15 protein-coding genes are annotated in these 14,378 nt (G+C 36.3%); 7 read left to right on the top strand and 8 right to left on the bottom strand.

Going from position 1 to position 14,378, the window contains the following annotated elements; genetic code table 11:
- A partial coding sequence (locus Q0X66_RS07610; RefSeq protein ID WP_297704893.1) for a hypothetical protein occupies positions 1–579 on the top strand: 579 nt, incomplete at its 5' end.
- 27 nt (positions 580–606) lie between these two features.
- Here Q0X66_RS07610 and lipB read toward each other — a convergent pair.
- The 3 genes from lipB to Q0X66_RS07625 all read right to left on the bottom strand — a co-directional run bounded on the left by lipB (position 607) and on the right by Q0X66_RS07625 (position 2,610).
- Positions 607–1,323: a lipoyl(octanoyl) transferase LipB gene (gene lipB, locus Q0X66_RS07615; protein ID WP_297704895.1), complete on the bottom strand. Its 717-nt coding sequence runs from the start codon at positions 1,321–1,323 to the stop codon at positions 607–609.
- 20 nt (positions 1,324–1,343) lie between these two features.
- Positions 1,344–1,499 (bottom strand): YqaE/Pmp3 family membrane protein, encoded by a 156-nt coding sequence (locus Q0X66_RS07620; RefSeq protein ID WP_083930693.1) that lies wholly within the window; start codon positions 1,497–1,499, stop codon positions 1,344–1,346.
- A 196-nt stretch (positions 1,500–1,695) separates the two neighbouring features.
- Positions 1,696–2,610, bottom strand: a complete 915-nt coding sequence (locus tag Q0X66_RS07625; RefSeq protein WP_297704899.1) for a hypothetical protein — start codon at positions 2,608–2,610, stop codon at positions 1,696–1,698.
- A gap of 276 nt (positions 2,611–2,886) precedes the next feature.
- Here Q0X66_RS07625 and lysS point away from each other — a divergent pair, with 276 nt between their 5' ends.
- The 3 genes from lysS (at position 2,887) to Q0X66_RS07640 (ending at position 7,636) form a co-directional block, all read left to right on the top strand.
- Complete coding sequence (lysS, locus tag Q0X66_RS07630) at positions 2,887–4,578, top strand: lysine--tRNA ligase (RefSeq protein WP_297704901.1); 1,692 nt, start codon at positions 2,887–2,889, stop codon at positions 4,576–4,578.
- A gap of 133 nt (positions 4,579–4,711) precedes the next feature.
- Entirely contained in the window at positions 4,712–6,109 is a 1,398-nt protein-coding gene (locus Q0X66_RS07635) for a PKD domain-containing protein (RefSeq protein ID WP_297704903.1), read from the top strand.
- A 93-nt stretch (positions 6,110–6,202) separates the two neighbouring features.
- Positions 6,203–7,636: a DASS family sodium-coupled anion symporter gene (locus Q0X66_RS07640; protein ID WP_297704904.1), complete on the top strand. Its 1,434-nt coding sequence runs from the start codon at positions 6,203–6,205 to the stop codon at positions 7,634–7,636.
- Positions 7,637–7,689: 53 nt separating this feature from the next.
- Here Q0X66_RS07640 and Q0X66_RS07645 read toward each other — a convergent pair whose 3' ends face one another.
- Positions 7,690–8,112 carry a hypothetical protein gene (locus Q0X66_RS07645; protein WP_297704906.1) on the bottom strand — a complete coding sequence of 141 codons (423 nt, stop codon included), beginning with the start codon at positions 8,110–8,112 and terminating at the stop codon, positions 7,690–7,692.
- Between the two features lie 360 nt (positions 8,113–8,472).
- A complete protein-coding gene (locus Q0X66_RS07650; protein ID WP_297704908.1) occupies positions 8,473–9,102 on the bottom strand; it encodes a hypothetical protein in 630 nt (209 codons plus the stop codon).
- A 618-nt stretch (positions 9,103–9,720) separates the two neighbouring features.
- On the opposite strand from Q0X66_RS07650, the gene Q0X66_RS07655 reads away from it, so the two are divergent.
- Positions 9,721–9,900: a hypothetical protein gene (locus Q0X66_RS07655; RefSeq protein WP_297704910.1), complete on the top strand. Its 180-nt coding sequence runs from the start codon at positions 9,721–9,723 to the stop codon at positions 9,898–9,900.
- A 207-nt stretch (positions 9,901–10,107) separates the two neighbouring features.
- On the top strand, positions 10,108–10,566 hold the full coding sequence (locus Q0X66_RS07660) for a hypothetical protein (RefSeq protein ID WP_297704912.1): 459 nt from the start codon (positions 10,108–10,110) through the stop codon (positions 10,564–10,566).
- Between the two features lie 77 nt (positions 10,567–10,643).
- Here the strand turns inward: Q0X66_RS07660 and hemL are convergent, their stop codons facing one another.
- Genes hemL through Q0X66_RS07675 form a run of 3 tightly spaced genes read right to left on the bottom strand, consistent with a single transcriptional unit; the run spans position 10,644 to position 13,687 of the window.
- On the bottom strand, positions 10,644–11,933 hold the full coding sequence (hemL, locus tag Q0X66_RS07665) for a glutamate-1-semialdehyde 2,1-aminomutase (RefSeq protein ID WP_297704914.1): 1,290 nt from the start codon (positions 11,931–11,933) through the stop codon (positions 10,644–10,646).
- A 6-nt stretch (positions 11,934–11,939) separates the two neighbouring features.
- On the bottom strand, positions 11,940–12,761 hold the full coding sequence (locus tag Q0X66_RS07670; RefSeq protein ID WP_297704916.1) for a glucosaminidase domain-containing protein: 822 nt from the start codon (positions 12,759–12,761) through the stop codon (positions 11,940–11,942).
- Positions 12,758–13,687 (bottom strand): 1-aminocyclopropane-1-carboxylate deaminase/D-cysteine desulfhydrase, encoded by a 930-nt coding sequence (locus Q0X66_RS07675; RefSeq protein WP_297704918.1) that lies wholly within the window; start codon positions 13,685–13,687, stop codon positions 12,758–12,760. Before Q0X66_RS07675 ends, Q0X66_RS07670 begins: the two co-directional genes overlap by 4 nt.
- A gap of 497 nt (positions 13,688–14,184) precedes the next feature.
- Here Q0X66_RS07675 and Q0X66_RS07685 point away from each other — a divergent pair, with 497 nt between their 5' ends.
- A complete protein-coding gene (locus tag Q0X66_RS07685; protein WP_297704922.1) occupies positions 14,185–14,343 on the top strand; it encodes a DUF5522 domain-containing protein in 159 nt (52 codons plus the stop codon).
- Positions 14,344–14,378 lie beyond the last annotated feature (35 nt).

The following is a 14,378-nucleotide window of genomic DNA, read 5'->3' on the forward strand; positions in this document are numbered from 1 at the left end:
ACTTCCTATAATGGCAAGGGCAAAAATCAGGGGACTATAAGTTACACAGTTACCAATGTAATAGATGAGGGCAGTACCTCTTCTGCAACTATGGTTATGACCTATATGGATGACAAGGGAAAGGAAGCCTTTACTTCTGAATTTACCTATTCATGTACAGGCAACATAGTTACCATAGATTATGAATCCTTAATGTCTAATCAAATGCTTCAGCAATTTGATGATATGGAGATGGAAGTTTCCGGGACGGATATTGAACTTCCAAATGACCTGGAAGTCGGACAGGAATTGCCGGATGCCAATATTATTATGAAGATAAGCATGAGCGGTATGAATATGAATTCTACGATGGATATGGTTAACAGAAAAGTTGAAAAACAGGAATCCGTTACGACACCTGCTGGTACTTTTGATTGCTACGTGATTTATAGTGAAAACCAGTCTAAAATGATGATGGTTAATCAAAATTTTCCTTCACGACTGTGGCTAGCTAAAGATGTGGGCATGGTAAAGCAGGAAAGTTTTAATAAAAACGGAAAGCTTATGACAAGCACCGTACTAACCAACCGCACTCAGTAATTAATATTTCAAAGCTAAAATCGGGGCTTAGACTTCGGTTTTTTCCTTGATAATATGTGCCCCGAATAGCTCTGCAAAATGCTTTAGTAGTTTTTGCTTAACTTCAACCATGGGTACTTCTTTTTTACCCAATTCCACATTCAAGGAAGTGACCGCTTTTCCTTTAATCCCGCAGGGAATCATCAGATCAAAATAACCCAAATTTGCATTTACATTCAGAGCAAAGCCATGCATAGTTACCCAGCGACTCGCACGAACACCCATGGCGCAAATCTTTCTGGCAAAGGGAGTCCCCACATCTAACCATACCCCGGTTTCCCCATTTGAGCGTTCCGCTTTTAAGCCATATTCAGACAGGGTAAGGATCACCATCTCTTCAAGAAAACGCAGGTATTTATGGATATCCGTGAAAAAGTTGTCAAGATCCAATATCGGATAGCCTACAATTTGACCGGGTCCGTGGTAGGTGATATCTCCGCCCCTGTTTATCTTGTAGAATTTTGCGCCCCTTGCAGAAAGTTGTTTTTCATCTACCAACAGGTTAGACATATCCCCACTCTTTCCCAACGTATATACATGCGGATGTTCAACAAACAGGAAGTGATTAGGCGTTGCCAGAAGTGTTTCCTCCCGCCTGTTTTTTATTTTAAGATCAACAGTTTGCTGAAACAACAATTCCTGGTAGTCCCAGGTTTCTTTATAGTCCTTTAGGCCTAAATCCTGTACGGCAACCTTTTTATTCATTACAGGCAAAGATACAAACTTCAGCTGGGATTGTTCAGGATTACAAGGGCTGCTATTACTCCGGGAACCCACCCACAAAAGGTTAAAAGCAGAACAATAAGAAAAGATCCGCAACCTTTACCAATGACCGATAAAGGCGGAAAAATAATTGCCAGTAACACTCTCCAAAAGCTCATAGTTCAGGTTTAATGATTACCCCGGCCCTATTGTGGGACAGGTGTACTTTTATTGGACGTAATAATTTGTGTTTTGTTACAGCAAACAGGATGAAATTTTTAAAGAAAATTATAATTATTAAACAATAGGCCCCGCGTTAGCAGGGCCCAAATAAACAATTAAAACTAAACAACTCTAAAGACTATTACTATGAAATTATAAAGAATTTTTATCAGATTCTGACATTTTACAAAGACCTTCAAGGGTGTCCTCAATATCACCAGGGGTACTCATTATTTTCATAAATGTACCCATGGTCAAGTCGGGCCAATGTAAGGCAATTCTATATTTACCATGTAGCATGGTTGCCTCCTTACCCTGCAATATAATTTCATAAGGCATTGCAGCTGCATTATCCATTCCTATTTTAGGTAAAAAATGGGATTCGCCATCTTCTTTACTTTTTAAACCCACACCAAATAATGCAACCTTTTCGTTACTGTAAATAATCTTATAGACCTGCAATGTTTCCCCTTTTTTAGCCTTAAGATTACCTTCAATTACCCTAAGTCCTTCTTCAAATGAAGAAAATTCATTGAGGGTAACGGGATCTGTGAAATAAGGCATCATTATTTTATAATGATATTTTTTAAGTTTATCGGCCTCTACAGTTCCACCAAATGGGACAAAATCATTACCAATAGCGGAAAAAGTTGTTTTTAAATCTGTACTGAATTTTTCAAAAATACTTTGGTATGAGTTATAATTGTCTCTTAGGTAAGCTCTTAAGATGTAATCAGGATTTGTATACGATATGGTCACCTCACCGTCTTTTTGCACCAGGCCTACCTTAAAGACTGATGCAAGAGCACCTCTGTCTGCAACTTTTATAACTGTATTTTTTAAATCACTACGTGTAAATGCAATCACTTTTAAAGAACTCCTATTCGCAGGATGGTAAGAGCCCAAAATCTCAAATGAATTTTCTTTAAGTGCAGCCAATATATCTTCAGATACCTGCTGAATACTGTTATTAGATTTGCCAATCTCAATATATGGTGATATTTCCTGGCTACTAGAATGTAATGCGAAACCTACTGAGGCAATAATAATTAATACGATTTTTTTCATTTTTTAAGTATTTTATATAAAAACTATAGTTAATGTATTTGCTGTTTTTTCTTCTTAAAGTATTGAGAAACTTCAAAAACCATCATGATTCCCTATACAATAAATGATCCTTAGAAATAAAGATCAAAAGAAGAGAAGATTGGGTAAGTAATCTATGATTTTTATCATGATATTGAATTAGTTTAATATGAGAAAACCTATTTCACAATAGATTGAAAATATTGGATTGATAGATTAGCGCATTGTACCTATATTTGCAGCTTTAACGACCAGTTTATGCAACTTTCTGAGCAAGAAATCGTACGTAGAGAAAAACTAAATAAGCTTCGGGAAATGGGGATAAATCCCTATCCTGCAGCCTTATTCCCTGTAGATGCCACTTCTGTGAGCATTTCCAACAACTATGAAGAAGGAAAAAAGGTTGTAATTGCGGGGAGATTGATGTCCCGAAGGATCCAGGGAAAAGCTTCCTTCGCCGAATTACAGGATAGTGAAGGGCGTATTCAAGTCTACTTTAACCGGGATGAAATTTGTCGTGGTGATGATAAGATCAAATACAATGAGGTTTATAAAAAGCTTCTCGATATTGGCGATATCATTGGAATAGAAGGAGAACTTTTTATCACACAGGTCGGGGAGAAAACCGTTATGGTTAAAGATTTTACTATCCTAAGTAAAGCCTTAAGACCATTACCACTTCCAAAAAAAGATGCAGAAGGCAATGTTTATGATGAGTTTAACGATCCGGAGCAACGTTATCGCCAACGTTATGTAGATCTGGCAGTTAATCCTTCTGTTAAAGACACTTTCATAAAGCGAACCAAAATAACAAATAGTATACGTGAGTTTTTAAATGATAAAGGATATTTAGAAGTAGAAACCCCCGTTTTACAGCCCATACCCGGAGGAGCGGCTGCAAGGCCCTTTATAACGCACCATAATGCGCTGGATATACCCCTTTACCTCAGAATAGCTAATGAACTTTATCTAAAGCGACTCATAGTGGGTGGTTTTGACGGAGTATATGAGTTTTCTAAGGATTTCAGAAATGAAGGGATGGATCGCACACATAATCCCGAATTTACGATTATGGAGCTCTATGTAGCTTATAAGGATTACAATTGGATGATGGATACTACGGAACAGTTGCTGGAAAAAGTGGCTATAGATGCCAATGGCTCCACGAAGGTAACCATGGGAGATAAGGAGATCGATTTTAAGGCGCCCTATCCACGAACCCCAATCCTTGAAGCCATTAAGGAGCATACGGGTTACGAAGTTGCCGGGATGGATGAAAAAACGCTGCGAGAAGTGGCTATAAAACTAAATATAGAAGCAGACGAAAGTATGGGGGTTGGCAAGCTCATTGATGAGATTTTTGGTGAAAAATGTGAGCATCACTACATTCAACCGACTTTCATTATAGATTACCCAAAAGAAATGAGTCCGCTTACTAAGGAACACAGGACGAATCCGGCCTTAACAGAGCGGTTTGAACTTATGATTAACGGGAAGGAAATTGCCAACGCTTACTCAGAGCTAAATGATCCTATTGATCAGCTTGAACGCTTTGAAGAACAGTTAAAATTGTCGGAAAAAGGCGATGATGAAGCAATGTTTATTGATCAGGATTTTATCAGGGCCCTGGAATACGGAATGCCCCCTACTTCGGGGATTGGTATAGGTGTAGACCGCCTGGTGATGTTGTTAACAAATAATGCCTCTATTCAGGAAGTTTTGTTCTTTCCTCAAATGCGGCCCGAGAAAAAGCCTCTTGAATTAAATGAAAATGAAAAATCGATTTTTAACATCTTAAAAACCCATAAATCCATGCCTCTGGCCGACCTTAAAGAAGCTGCCGGATTAAGTAATAAGGCTTGGGATAAAGGTCTTAAAGGTCTTAACAAATTGGGGTTAACCAAAGTGGTAAAAGAAGAGGGGACCCTGCTTTGCCAGGTAAATGATTAAAAAAATGCTTCATTTTTTTTATTCTATTCATTATCAGTATTTTAAGTCCTGTGCATTTCATCGAATGAGTGTTAAAATTTGAAATAAAGAGGTCGGTATTTTCGTTTATAAATAGAATCCCAAATCTGTTTTTATGAAGAAAATCTACTTTCTGATCATTTTAGCAGCATTTTCCACTTCCTGTTCTAAGGACGCATCTCCTTCTGACCCTGATCCTAACTCAACATTAGAGGCATGTTTTGAAGTGAGTAAAGAGATCCTTATGGTAGGCGAAAACCTGCAAATAAACAATTGCTCTGTAGGAGCCATTGCATACTCCTATAATCTTGGTAACGGAGAAACACGTTCTGAAGAAAACCCTACTGTAGTTTACGGAAAGCCAGGAGATTACACCATTGCCTTAACGGTTTCCAATGAAGTTATGGAAACGAAAACAACTTCACGACAAATTCTGGTGAATGATGCCGTGGTGCAAGACTTTTTTATTTTTCCTGAGATAGCAGACGGGTTTAATGGAATTCCCATGGAAACCGGTGTAAATCCGGTAAATGGATTAATCTATTCTATTGAACTTTTGGAAGACCTGGTAGGGACTGGTGGCGCCAAATTTTATTACAGGGAATTAGATGAAAATTATATGCCGGCCTCACATTATTTGGCCGATAAACCTTTTAATTCAAATAGCGCTTTTGTTAATTTTTATCCGAGTGGAAATATGAATTTTGTATTTTCAAGAACCTTGGATGGCCTTTATGGAACTCAGGAACTTACCTTTAACAATGTCTTTAACTTTATGAATGGGATTAATTCATCTAGCAAACACAGTTATGGTTTCCTGGCAAACGGTACAAACTTCTTTTACTTTGGTACAGAAGAAGATAGTGGTATCTACAAAACGGCTGTTGAAACAAGGAATTCCTCAGGTGATGCATTCGCTGTGGTCCTTAATTCATTTGGAGATGCAGATTCCATGATAGGTGACATGATTGAAGTTGAAAACGGTTTTATCGCTTTTGGAGCAGTTTTCAGTAAAAATGATACTAATCCGAAAATAACAAACTATAAACCCTTGTTAATCTTCTTTGACTCCGGTCTAAATGTAACTTCCCATGTTATATATGAGGATTCTTTATTGGATTCCAAAATCAGTTCCGCTAATGACCTGAACGGAAGTTATCACTTAGAACAGCTTTCTAATGGCAATATCGCGATGTATGCAAATGGCGAACTCACTATGGCTAATGCAACAGGCACCAAGATCTTATCTTCCTATTTTGAAGGAACAAAGAATAATCAGGCTATGGTGTCCTTAGGAGATTCCTTTGTAATATCAAGCGATGAGAATTTAAGAAAATTTGACAATAATGGAAGTCAAATTAAAGCACTTAATTATCCGGGAAATTATCTACCCGAAATACTGAACATCAATGGCAATCTATTTTTTATTGCCGGATTTGATACAGAAGGAGAGGTAAAATTGTTATACGGCTTAACAGATACCAATCTGAATCCTATTAATTTGAATGAATAGCATTTTACAGCTAATTTAAAAGGGAGCAAGCTTGCTCCCTTTTATTTTTAAAACTAAAGTAAAAGGTATAGTTTAGAGCCTAAAATACTCTAAATGGGCTTTAACAAGAAACTCGGACTTATATCCGGTCCGCTTCTTTTCTTCATTTTTACAAATTTACCAAACTTTATTCCCGAAAATGAAAGTGCTAATAGTGTTATTGCCGTTGCTTTATGGATGGTTATTTGGTGGATTACTGAAGCCGTTTCCATTTCAGTAACAGCACTTCTACCGCTTGTACTTTTCCCTGTTATGAAAATAATGCCAATAACAGATGTGGGTGCCAATTATGGAAGTCCAATAATTTTCTTGTTTTTCGGAGGGTTTGTTTTGGCATTGGCGTTAGAAAAGGTAAACCTCCATAAACGAATAGCCCTCAACATCATTAAAATAACAGGCACTACCGCCAATAAAGTGGTCCTGGGTTTTATGATTGCAACGGCTTCACTAAGCATGTGGATAAGTAATACTGCCAGTACCGTAGTTATGCTCCCCATAGCCATGTCTGTAATTGGTTTACTGATTAATGACAAAGACGGGTATACTAAAAATGATCAAAATTTTGCGCTTAGCGTTATGCTTGGCATAGCCTTTTCTGCAAATGCAGGAGGTATTGCCACCATTATTGGAACTCCCCCCAACTCTGTAATGATTGGGCTATTAGAAAATGAATATAACATAGAGATCTCCTTTCTAAAATGGATGACGCTAGGTCTTCCTCTCTCTATAATACTATTAATCATATCTTACCTGGTTCTGGTAAAATGGATGTTTCCAAACAGACAACTTCAATTCAAGGCATCAAAGGATGTAATAAACTCAGAATTAAAAGAATTAGGGCCTACTTCAGGAAAGGAAAAAATGGTCTTGGTCATTTTCGGGATTACAGTATTTCTATGGATTTTCAGAACCCTGATAAACAAAATTTTCCCAGGTTTAGGACTTTCAGATACTATAATTAGCATGTTGGCTGCAATTTCTCTTTTTGCTGTTCCCTATAATATCAGAAAAGGTGATTTTATTATCAAGTGGAATGACACTCAAAAATTAGCCTGGGGCATTCTCATTCTCTTCGGAGGTGGGCTGGCCCTTGCAAAGGGAATGTCTGTAAGCGGTATTGTAGATATTGTCTCCAACGCTATTGCTACCAGTGAGATAAGTATTTTGTTTACGGCTTCGCTTCTCATAATTCTTATGTTATTTATGACCGAATTGATGAGTAATGTTGCACTAGTTGCCGTTTTAGCCCCAGTGGTCGCTGGAATTGCGATTGGCTTGGACATACCAATAGTATACCTGTTGATCCCGGTGACAATTGCCAGTAGTTGTGCATTTATGCTGCCAATGGCCACCCCTCCAAATGCAATTGTTTTTGCCAGTGGTTATATTAAGGTTCACCAGATGGCAAAAGTTGGAATTATTTTAAACCTTATCGCTGTTGTCTTATTGATCTTAGTTTTCCAATATATAATCCCAATTCTATTTTAATAAAAAAAGCCCCGATACAATGATCAGGGCTTTTTAATTTTCTACTGTTCTAATTAAAACAAGGGATTATTATTTATTGATAAAGTTCTTGCATAAGGATTAAAGTCCACTGGTAAGTATTGTTCAGTTTCGAACTCCAATTCCATTTCGTCCATTGGATCAATGTAACTCACATTTCGAAAATCCGACGGATTTGCAAATACATCAAAATGTCTTGGTAAATTCCTTTCATTATCAATATAAACATAAACATCCTCCACATAAGAAATGGAATTCAGATCAAAATAATATTTATAAGGATCGAAATCTTCCGGAAGGTATTCTGACGTATTGAAACCAAGATCAAAATCTTCGTCTTCTATGTACACAATGCTGTTAACATCAAAATGATTATCATCATTTGGATTCTGAGCATTTATACCATTGATAGATGCTACTATCAAAAAGCTACTTATTATTGTTTTTAGTTTTTTCATAACGCTAATAGGTTAATATTATAGCAAAGATAAACAGGGAAACACGCTTATTATTGCTCTTCTTATACTATTAACAATTGATTAATCTGGCCTTAAAAACGAATTTCTCAGTTTCCGGTGATAAAACTTAAGAACATTTCAAAAGAGCACCACAAAATTTATCAAGACCAGCCTTACCAATTACAGTTTTTAGCAATTCTATATTCAGATATTTTGAGTTAAATTTTTGTTAATTTACCATTAGGCATAGTAAAAGGAACTTAAATGAAGGTAAGCCAATAAAAAAAGCCTTTGTTGAACAAAGGCTTTTACGGTGACTAACCCAATAATTCGATAGAAATAAGATTTTCTATCCTCTTATTATCTTGACAAAGGATCAAATCCAGCTGGCAAATAATCCTCAGTACTAAAATCAAAATCTAATTCTTCTTCATCTTCTATATACTCTACGGAATCCAGATCAAAATAGAATTCATAGGGATCAAAATCTTCTGGAAGATATTTTGTTGTATCAAATCCCAGGTCAACAATTTCTTCTTCTATATAGTTAATTCCATCTATACTGTTGGGATTCGCATATGCATTAAAATTTGTTGGTAAATACTCCTCCGTATCAAAACCCAGATCTGTCATTTCATCATTTATGAAAACAATAGAATTTACATCAAAATAAACACTATAAGGATCAAAGCCTTCAGGTAAATACTCAGCTGTGTCAAATCCCAAATCTATAGAAGGCTCTTCTTCAATAAATGCAATTTCAGACAGTTTTAAATCTTCTGGAGCTTTTACTGAAATTCTGCTTACAAGTTTAGGCGCTTTCCATACGGTTTCAGTCTCCATAACAAGTAATTTATGACTACTTACATCTTCCATACTTACATGAATGCTATCTTCCGATGTGATACAATTTGAAGTTAATATATTCTCTTGCGGTGTGGTGGTTGTGCCCAGCATTACCAATCCACTTAATATTAATAATTTATTCATTTTATAATTTGTTAATTGTTTATCGTTGTTTAAATATAAGACGGTCGAAAAATTAATTTGTTACACTTTTAGCGTTTGTTTAACAGCAAAACTAAAATTGTTAACATTGGTTACTGATGCACTTTTTATGTTTATATTTCTGTTTATCTGATAGTTATATTCTCATACTTCTACTGTGTAAAAAAATATATATATGATTTAATTAACATTAGTTTCGACTATTTTTTTTTTGAATTCTTAGGCCAAATCGTAACATTACCACAACACCATTAAATGGCAAACTAAATTCTCCCACAACTTTTATTGGCAATATTTGCTATAGGTATCCAAAGTAATGACATCCCCAGAACTTCCGATAACATGAGTAAATATCATTTACAGGATGTAATAGAGCGAATAGATCAAATACTAAATCCGCCGCCGTTACGCTAATAGTGCTCGGTGAGTTACCTTATTTAAGCTATTAAATGTAAAGTGCTTTTACTTAAAATCTGGTCAGAAATGATGTAAACCACATATTTTGCGTTTTTAACCCTAATAAAAGAGATATTCACAACATACATTCTACCAGGCTCATTTTTGGTTATACTTTAGTGATGAACATAAACCCCCATTATTATGTCTTATAAAATTAAAAGTCTGCTCTATTTTGTTTGTTTTGTATTATCTGCATTTACTTACTATGCTTTAGACAGCAATCAAAATCATCCACAAGAATATACATCAGTGGAAGTTGTAGAAATTACTGATGAAAATTTAAAACCAGCATTCCCAATTCAATTAGAAGATTTTAATTAGTAAAACAAATCCATATATCATTCCCAAATAAAAGGGTTCGGTTAAAACCGGGCCCTTTTTGTTTTTAATTAATTAGGCTTTAAAACATTCAGTACAGGATCCACTTAAACTAATTCTCCGTAGTGTTAAAATATTTATAATATCCCGATGTGGCTTAAACCAAATGAAGAAATAATAATCTAAGACATATAACAAAAACATAAACACATGAAAAAAGTATTAGTAACAACTGTATTATTAATTGGAATGTTGGGTTATTCTCAAAGAGGCCAGCATTTCGATTCTGAACAAAGGGGCATGAAAGATATGACTCCGGAACAAATAGCCATACTTAAGACAAAGAAGATGACTTTGGCTTTGGATTTAAGTGACGCTCAACAGATGGAAATCCAAAAGATAAATTTGGAAAATGCCATAGAACGCGAGGCCTTAATGTTGAAACGGAAGGCGAAAAATGAAAAATCAGAACAATTTAAACCGAGTACGGATGAACGTTTTGAATTTCAAAATGAACGATTGGATAGGATGATTGCCCAAAAAGGCAAAATGAAACAAATTCTGTCAGAAGAGCAATTCCAAAAATGGGAACGCATACATCATCATGGCAGAAATCATAAAAAAGACGGCAAAAGAGAACATGACTCCGGCAGGAGGCATGGCAAATAAGTCTTGAATCTTAAGGAAAACGGGGTTTAGAATAAAGTATAACTATTCTATATTCCGTTTCTTTATTAATACGGCTTTTATACCAAATCAGGAGCAACCTTCTTTAAGGCTTCAATTGTACTATCCAAATCCTCATAGCTAATAGCATCATTTAAGAAATAGCTTTCAAAGGCACTCGGTGGCAGATATATTCCCTGCTCTAACATTCCGTGAAAATACTTGCGGAATATCTCATTGTTACCTTTAGCAGAACTGCTAAAATCTATCACCGGATTTTCAGTAAAATGAACCGAAATCATCGAACCAAAACGATTAATTTGATGAAGAATGCCATGTTCTGTTAATACAGAAGACAGGCCTTTATGAAGATAAGCGGTCTTTTGATCAAGGCTATCAAATATCTCGGGCCGATTATTTAACTCTGTAAGCATAGCAAGTCCGGCACTCATGGCCAAAGGATTTCCGCTAAGAGTCCCCGCCTGATAAACAGGTCCCTCGGGAGCAAGATGAGCCATAATTTCATTCCTCGAAGCAAATGCTCCTACAGGAAGACCTCCCCCAATTACCTTTCCATAAGTAACAATATCAGCATCTATTCCTAAGGCTTCTTGTGCCCCACCACGACCTAGCCGGAACCCCGTCATCACTTCATCAAATACCAAAAGAATATTTTCCTCAGTACAGATCTTTCTAAGTCCGTCCATAAAAGAATCTGACGGAACAATACAACCCATATTACCAGCTATGGGCTCTATAATAACAGCGGCAATTTCACCCTTGTTGGCTGCAATCAGCGTAATCACACTTTCCAGGTTATTATATTCTGCCAATAAGGTATCCTTAGCGGTACCTTTGGTCACTCCGGGGCTATTAGGACTACCAAATGTTACGGCACCACTTCCGGCCTGAATTAGAAAGGAATCCGAATGCCCGTGATAACATCCGGCAAATTTTATAATCTTATCTTTTCCTGTAAATCCACGGGCCAGACGAATGGCACTCATACAAGCTTCTGTTCCGCTATTTACAAATCTAATCTTATCAATATTGGGAACCATAGAAACTGCCAATTTAGCAAGATCTGTCTCTATTTCGGTAGGCATTCCAAAAGAAGTACCAAGCCTGGCTTTATTAATAACTGCGTTAATCACAGGTTCATAAGCATGCCCCAAAATCAGGGGACCCCAGGAAGAGATATAGTCAATTAACTTATTTCCATCCACATCGTATAAATAAGCTCCTTTGGCCCTTTCAACAAAAACAGGATCACCTCCCACTGCATTAAAAGCGCGGACCGGAGAATTTACACCACCGGGAATATATTTCTTAGCCTCAGCAAATAAGGCGCTACTTCTCTGATAAATCATATAAGTTTATTTTACTCTTTCCGATTTAATCCTCAGTTCCTGTCCGACAGACAAGTTACTAGAGTTCATATCGTTGAGTTTCATCAACTCATCGACGGAAATAAAATAGGTTCTGGATATAGAATATAAGGTGTCTCCTTTTTGGACAACATGCTTTTTGTAATTATATTTTTTAGGTTCTGCCTGTACCAGATATCCCTGGGACAAAACTTCCATGTCGTATTTATAGAGCTGATACCGTTCAATAAAGGAAATCAATTTTTGGGGATACTTATTATCCGTAGCATAGCCCGCTTTCTTAAGCCCTTTTGCCCATCCCTTATAATCATCTCTCCTCAAATCAAAAAGGGAAGCATAGCGCGCCCTGGATGAAAGAAAAATACTATGATCACGAAATGAATACATAGGATGATTGTATTTTCTAAAACACTCGCCTTTTTCATCATCATCGTGATTTTCAAACTCCCCATCCCAACTGTTGTGACATTTAATACCAAAATGATTATTAGTTTTTAAGGTAAGTGCCCCCATTCCATAGCCGCTTTCCAAAATCCCTTGAGCCAAAGTAATACTGGCCGGTATTCCATAGGCCTTCATTTCAAATTGGGCTATTTCTGAATAGGTAACTAAATATTCTTCTATAGATGAGGTGGAATAGCGTATAAATTTTCCCGAATCTTCAGGCATTGGATACTTAGTGTGATCTTTTCCGGACTTGTTGGACTTAACAACCTGAGATGATGCTTTCTTAGTATTGGTAGTTCTTTTTTTAGTTCCACAACTTAGAAGTAAAAAAACCAAAACAACTGCCAGCGTAGCGTGTTTCATATATCGATTATGGGTAAATTTTTGCTTTTCAAATATAAATTCATTCCTGCTATTCCTTGCAATCCACCGGTATGAATAGTTAATATTTTAGTCCTGGGTTTAAAATAATCGTTAGCAATCATGTCTAATATACCGTATATCATTTTCCCAGTATATACCGGATCAAGGAGTATTCCGAGGTTTTGATTCATTTCATTTATAAATGATACTAATGATTCATTAACCCTGGCATAGCCCCCAAAATGGTAATCTGTACATAATTCCCAGTTCCCATTTTCAACAAATTTACAAATATCTTTCTTTAAAAAGTCGCCTTTAAGAGCAGGAAAACCTAATACATGTTGGTTGGGGGTAGCACTATTAATTATTCCTGCCAAAGTACCTCCTGTTCCAACTGAACAACAGATTACATCAAATTCCGAGTCTTTTGGGGTTAGAATCTCCTCACAACCCTTAACAGCTAATTTGTTTGTCCCTCCTTCCGGAACCATATAGAAATTTCCGAATTCCGCCTTTAAGTTATCTAAAAATCCGGTAATTTCCTTTTTCCTATAGTCTGCTCTGGAGACAAATTTAAATTTCATTCCATGTTTGTGGGCGGCAGACAAGGTTGGATTATTTGACCATAAATCAGCGACTTCCTCTCCCCTAATCACTCCTATAGTCTGCATCTTGTTCACCTTTCCGGCGTAGGCGGTTGCTGCAATATGATTTGAGTAAGCCCCCCCGAAAGTTAACAGGGTATCATGCTTCAATTCCTTTGCCTTGAGTAGATTGTACTTAAGTTTACGATATTTATTACCTGAAATTTGAGGATGAATCAGATCCTCACGTTTTATGTAAAGTTCTACTTTCTTTTTCTTTAAGAGAGGAAGGGATATCTTTTGATTAGTGACCAACACAACTTCAGGGCTTAATGGCTCCAAAGATATTTAATAAAGCTAAAACGTTTTCTTTCTGTAAGGTACGCCATATTTATTTCATTCTGATAGGCCTCCCGTTCAAAACTAATATTTTGATATGCTTTATAGCTGTCAACATAAAGCAACGTTCTAAGCAACCATTCGGAAATATATAGGAAATAAAAAGGAAAAATAAGAAGTTCCTGTTGTTGCTGTAAATGAATCCTTTCGTGATTAATTAAAATAGAATCTTGTTTTAAATGAACATTCTTTAGAATAATAAACGGCCACAGAGACAGGCCTACATAATTCTTGTAAAAAAATTGTCTAATTATCACAATCATAGGCAATTGTATAAAAAATTTCAACAAATATAATTGTTAAATTTTACTTTAACTCATAAATCAGTAGAGCTTACCAACATATTCGTTAAGTTGATATCAATAGGATCTGAGGTATTTTATCGGGATTTGAATTATCGTGTAATATTTTATTAACAATAATCCCGTAATTTTACACCTATGAAAAAGATATTACCGGCGGAAGAAGGTGATTTTTACTTGTCCGAAGAAGGTTATCGTGTTTTCACAAAGGAATATCATCTTAAGCGCGGATATTGCTGTGAGAGCAGCTGCAGGCATTGTCCTTATGGGTATAATGCAAAGACAAATATGCAGTAATTTAACTGCGCATTTGGCATGATATTTGTGCCAAT

The sequence above is a fragment of the uncultured Eudoraea sp. genome (assembly GCF_947260015.1).
Lineage (GTDB): Bacteria > Bacteroidota > Bacteroidia > Flavobacteriales > Flavobacteriaceae > Eudoraea.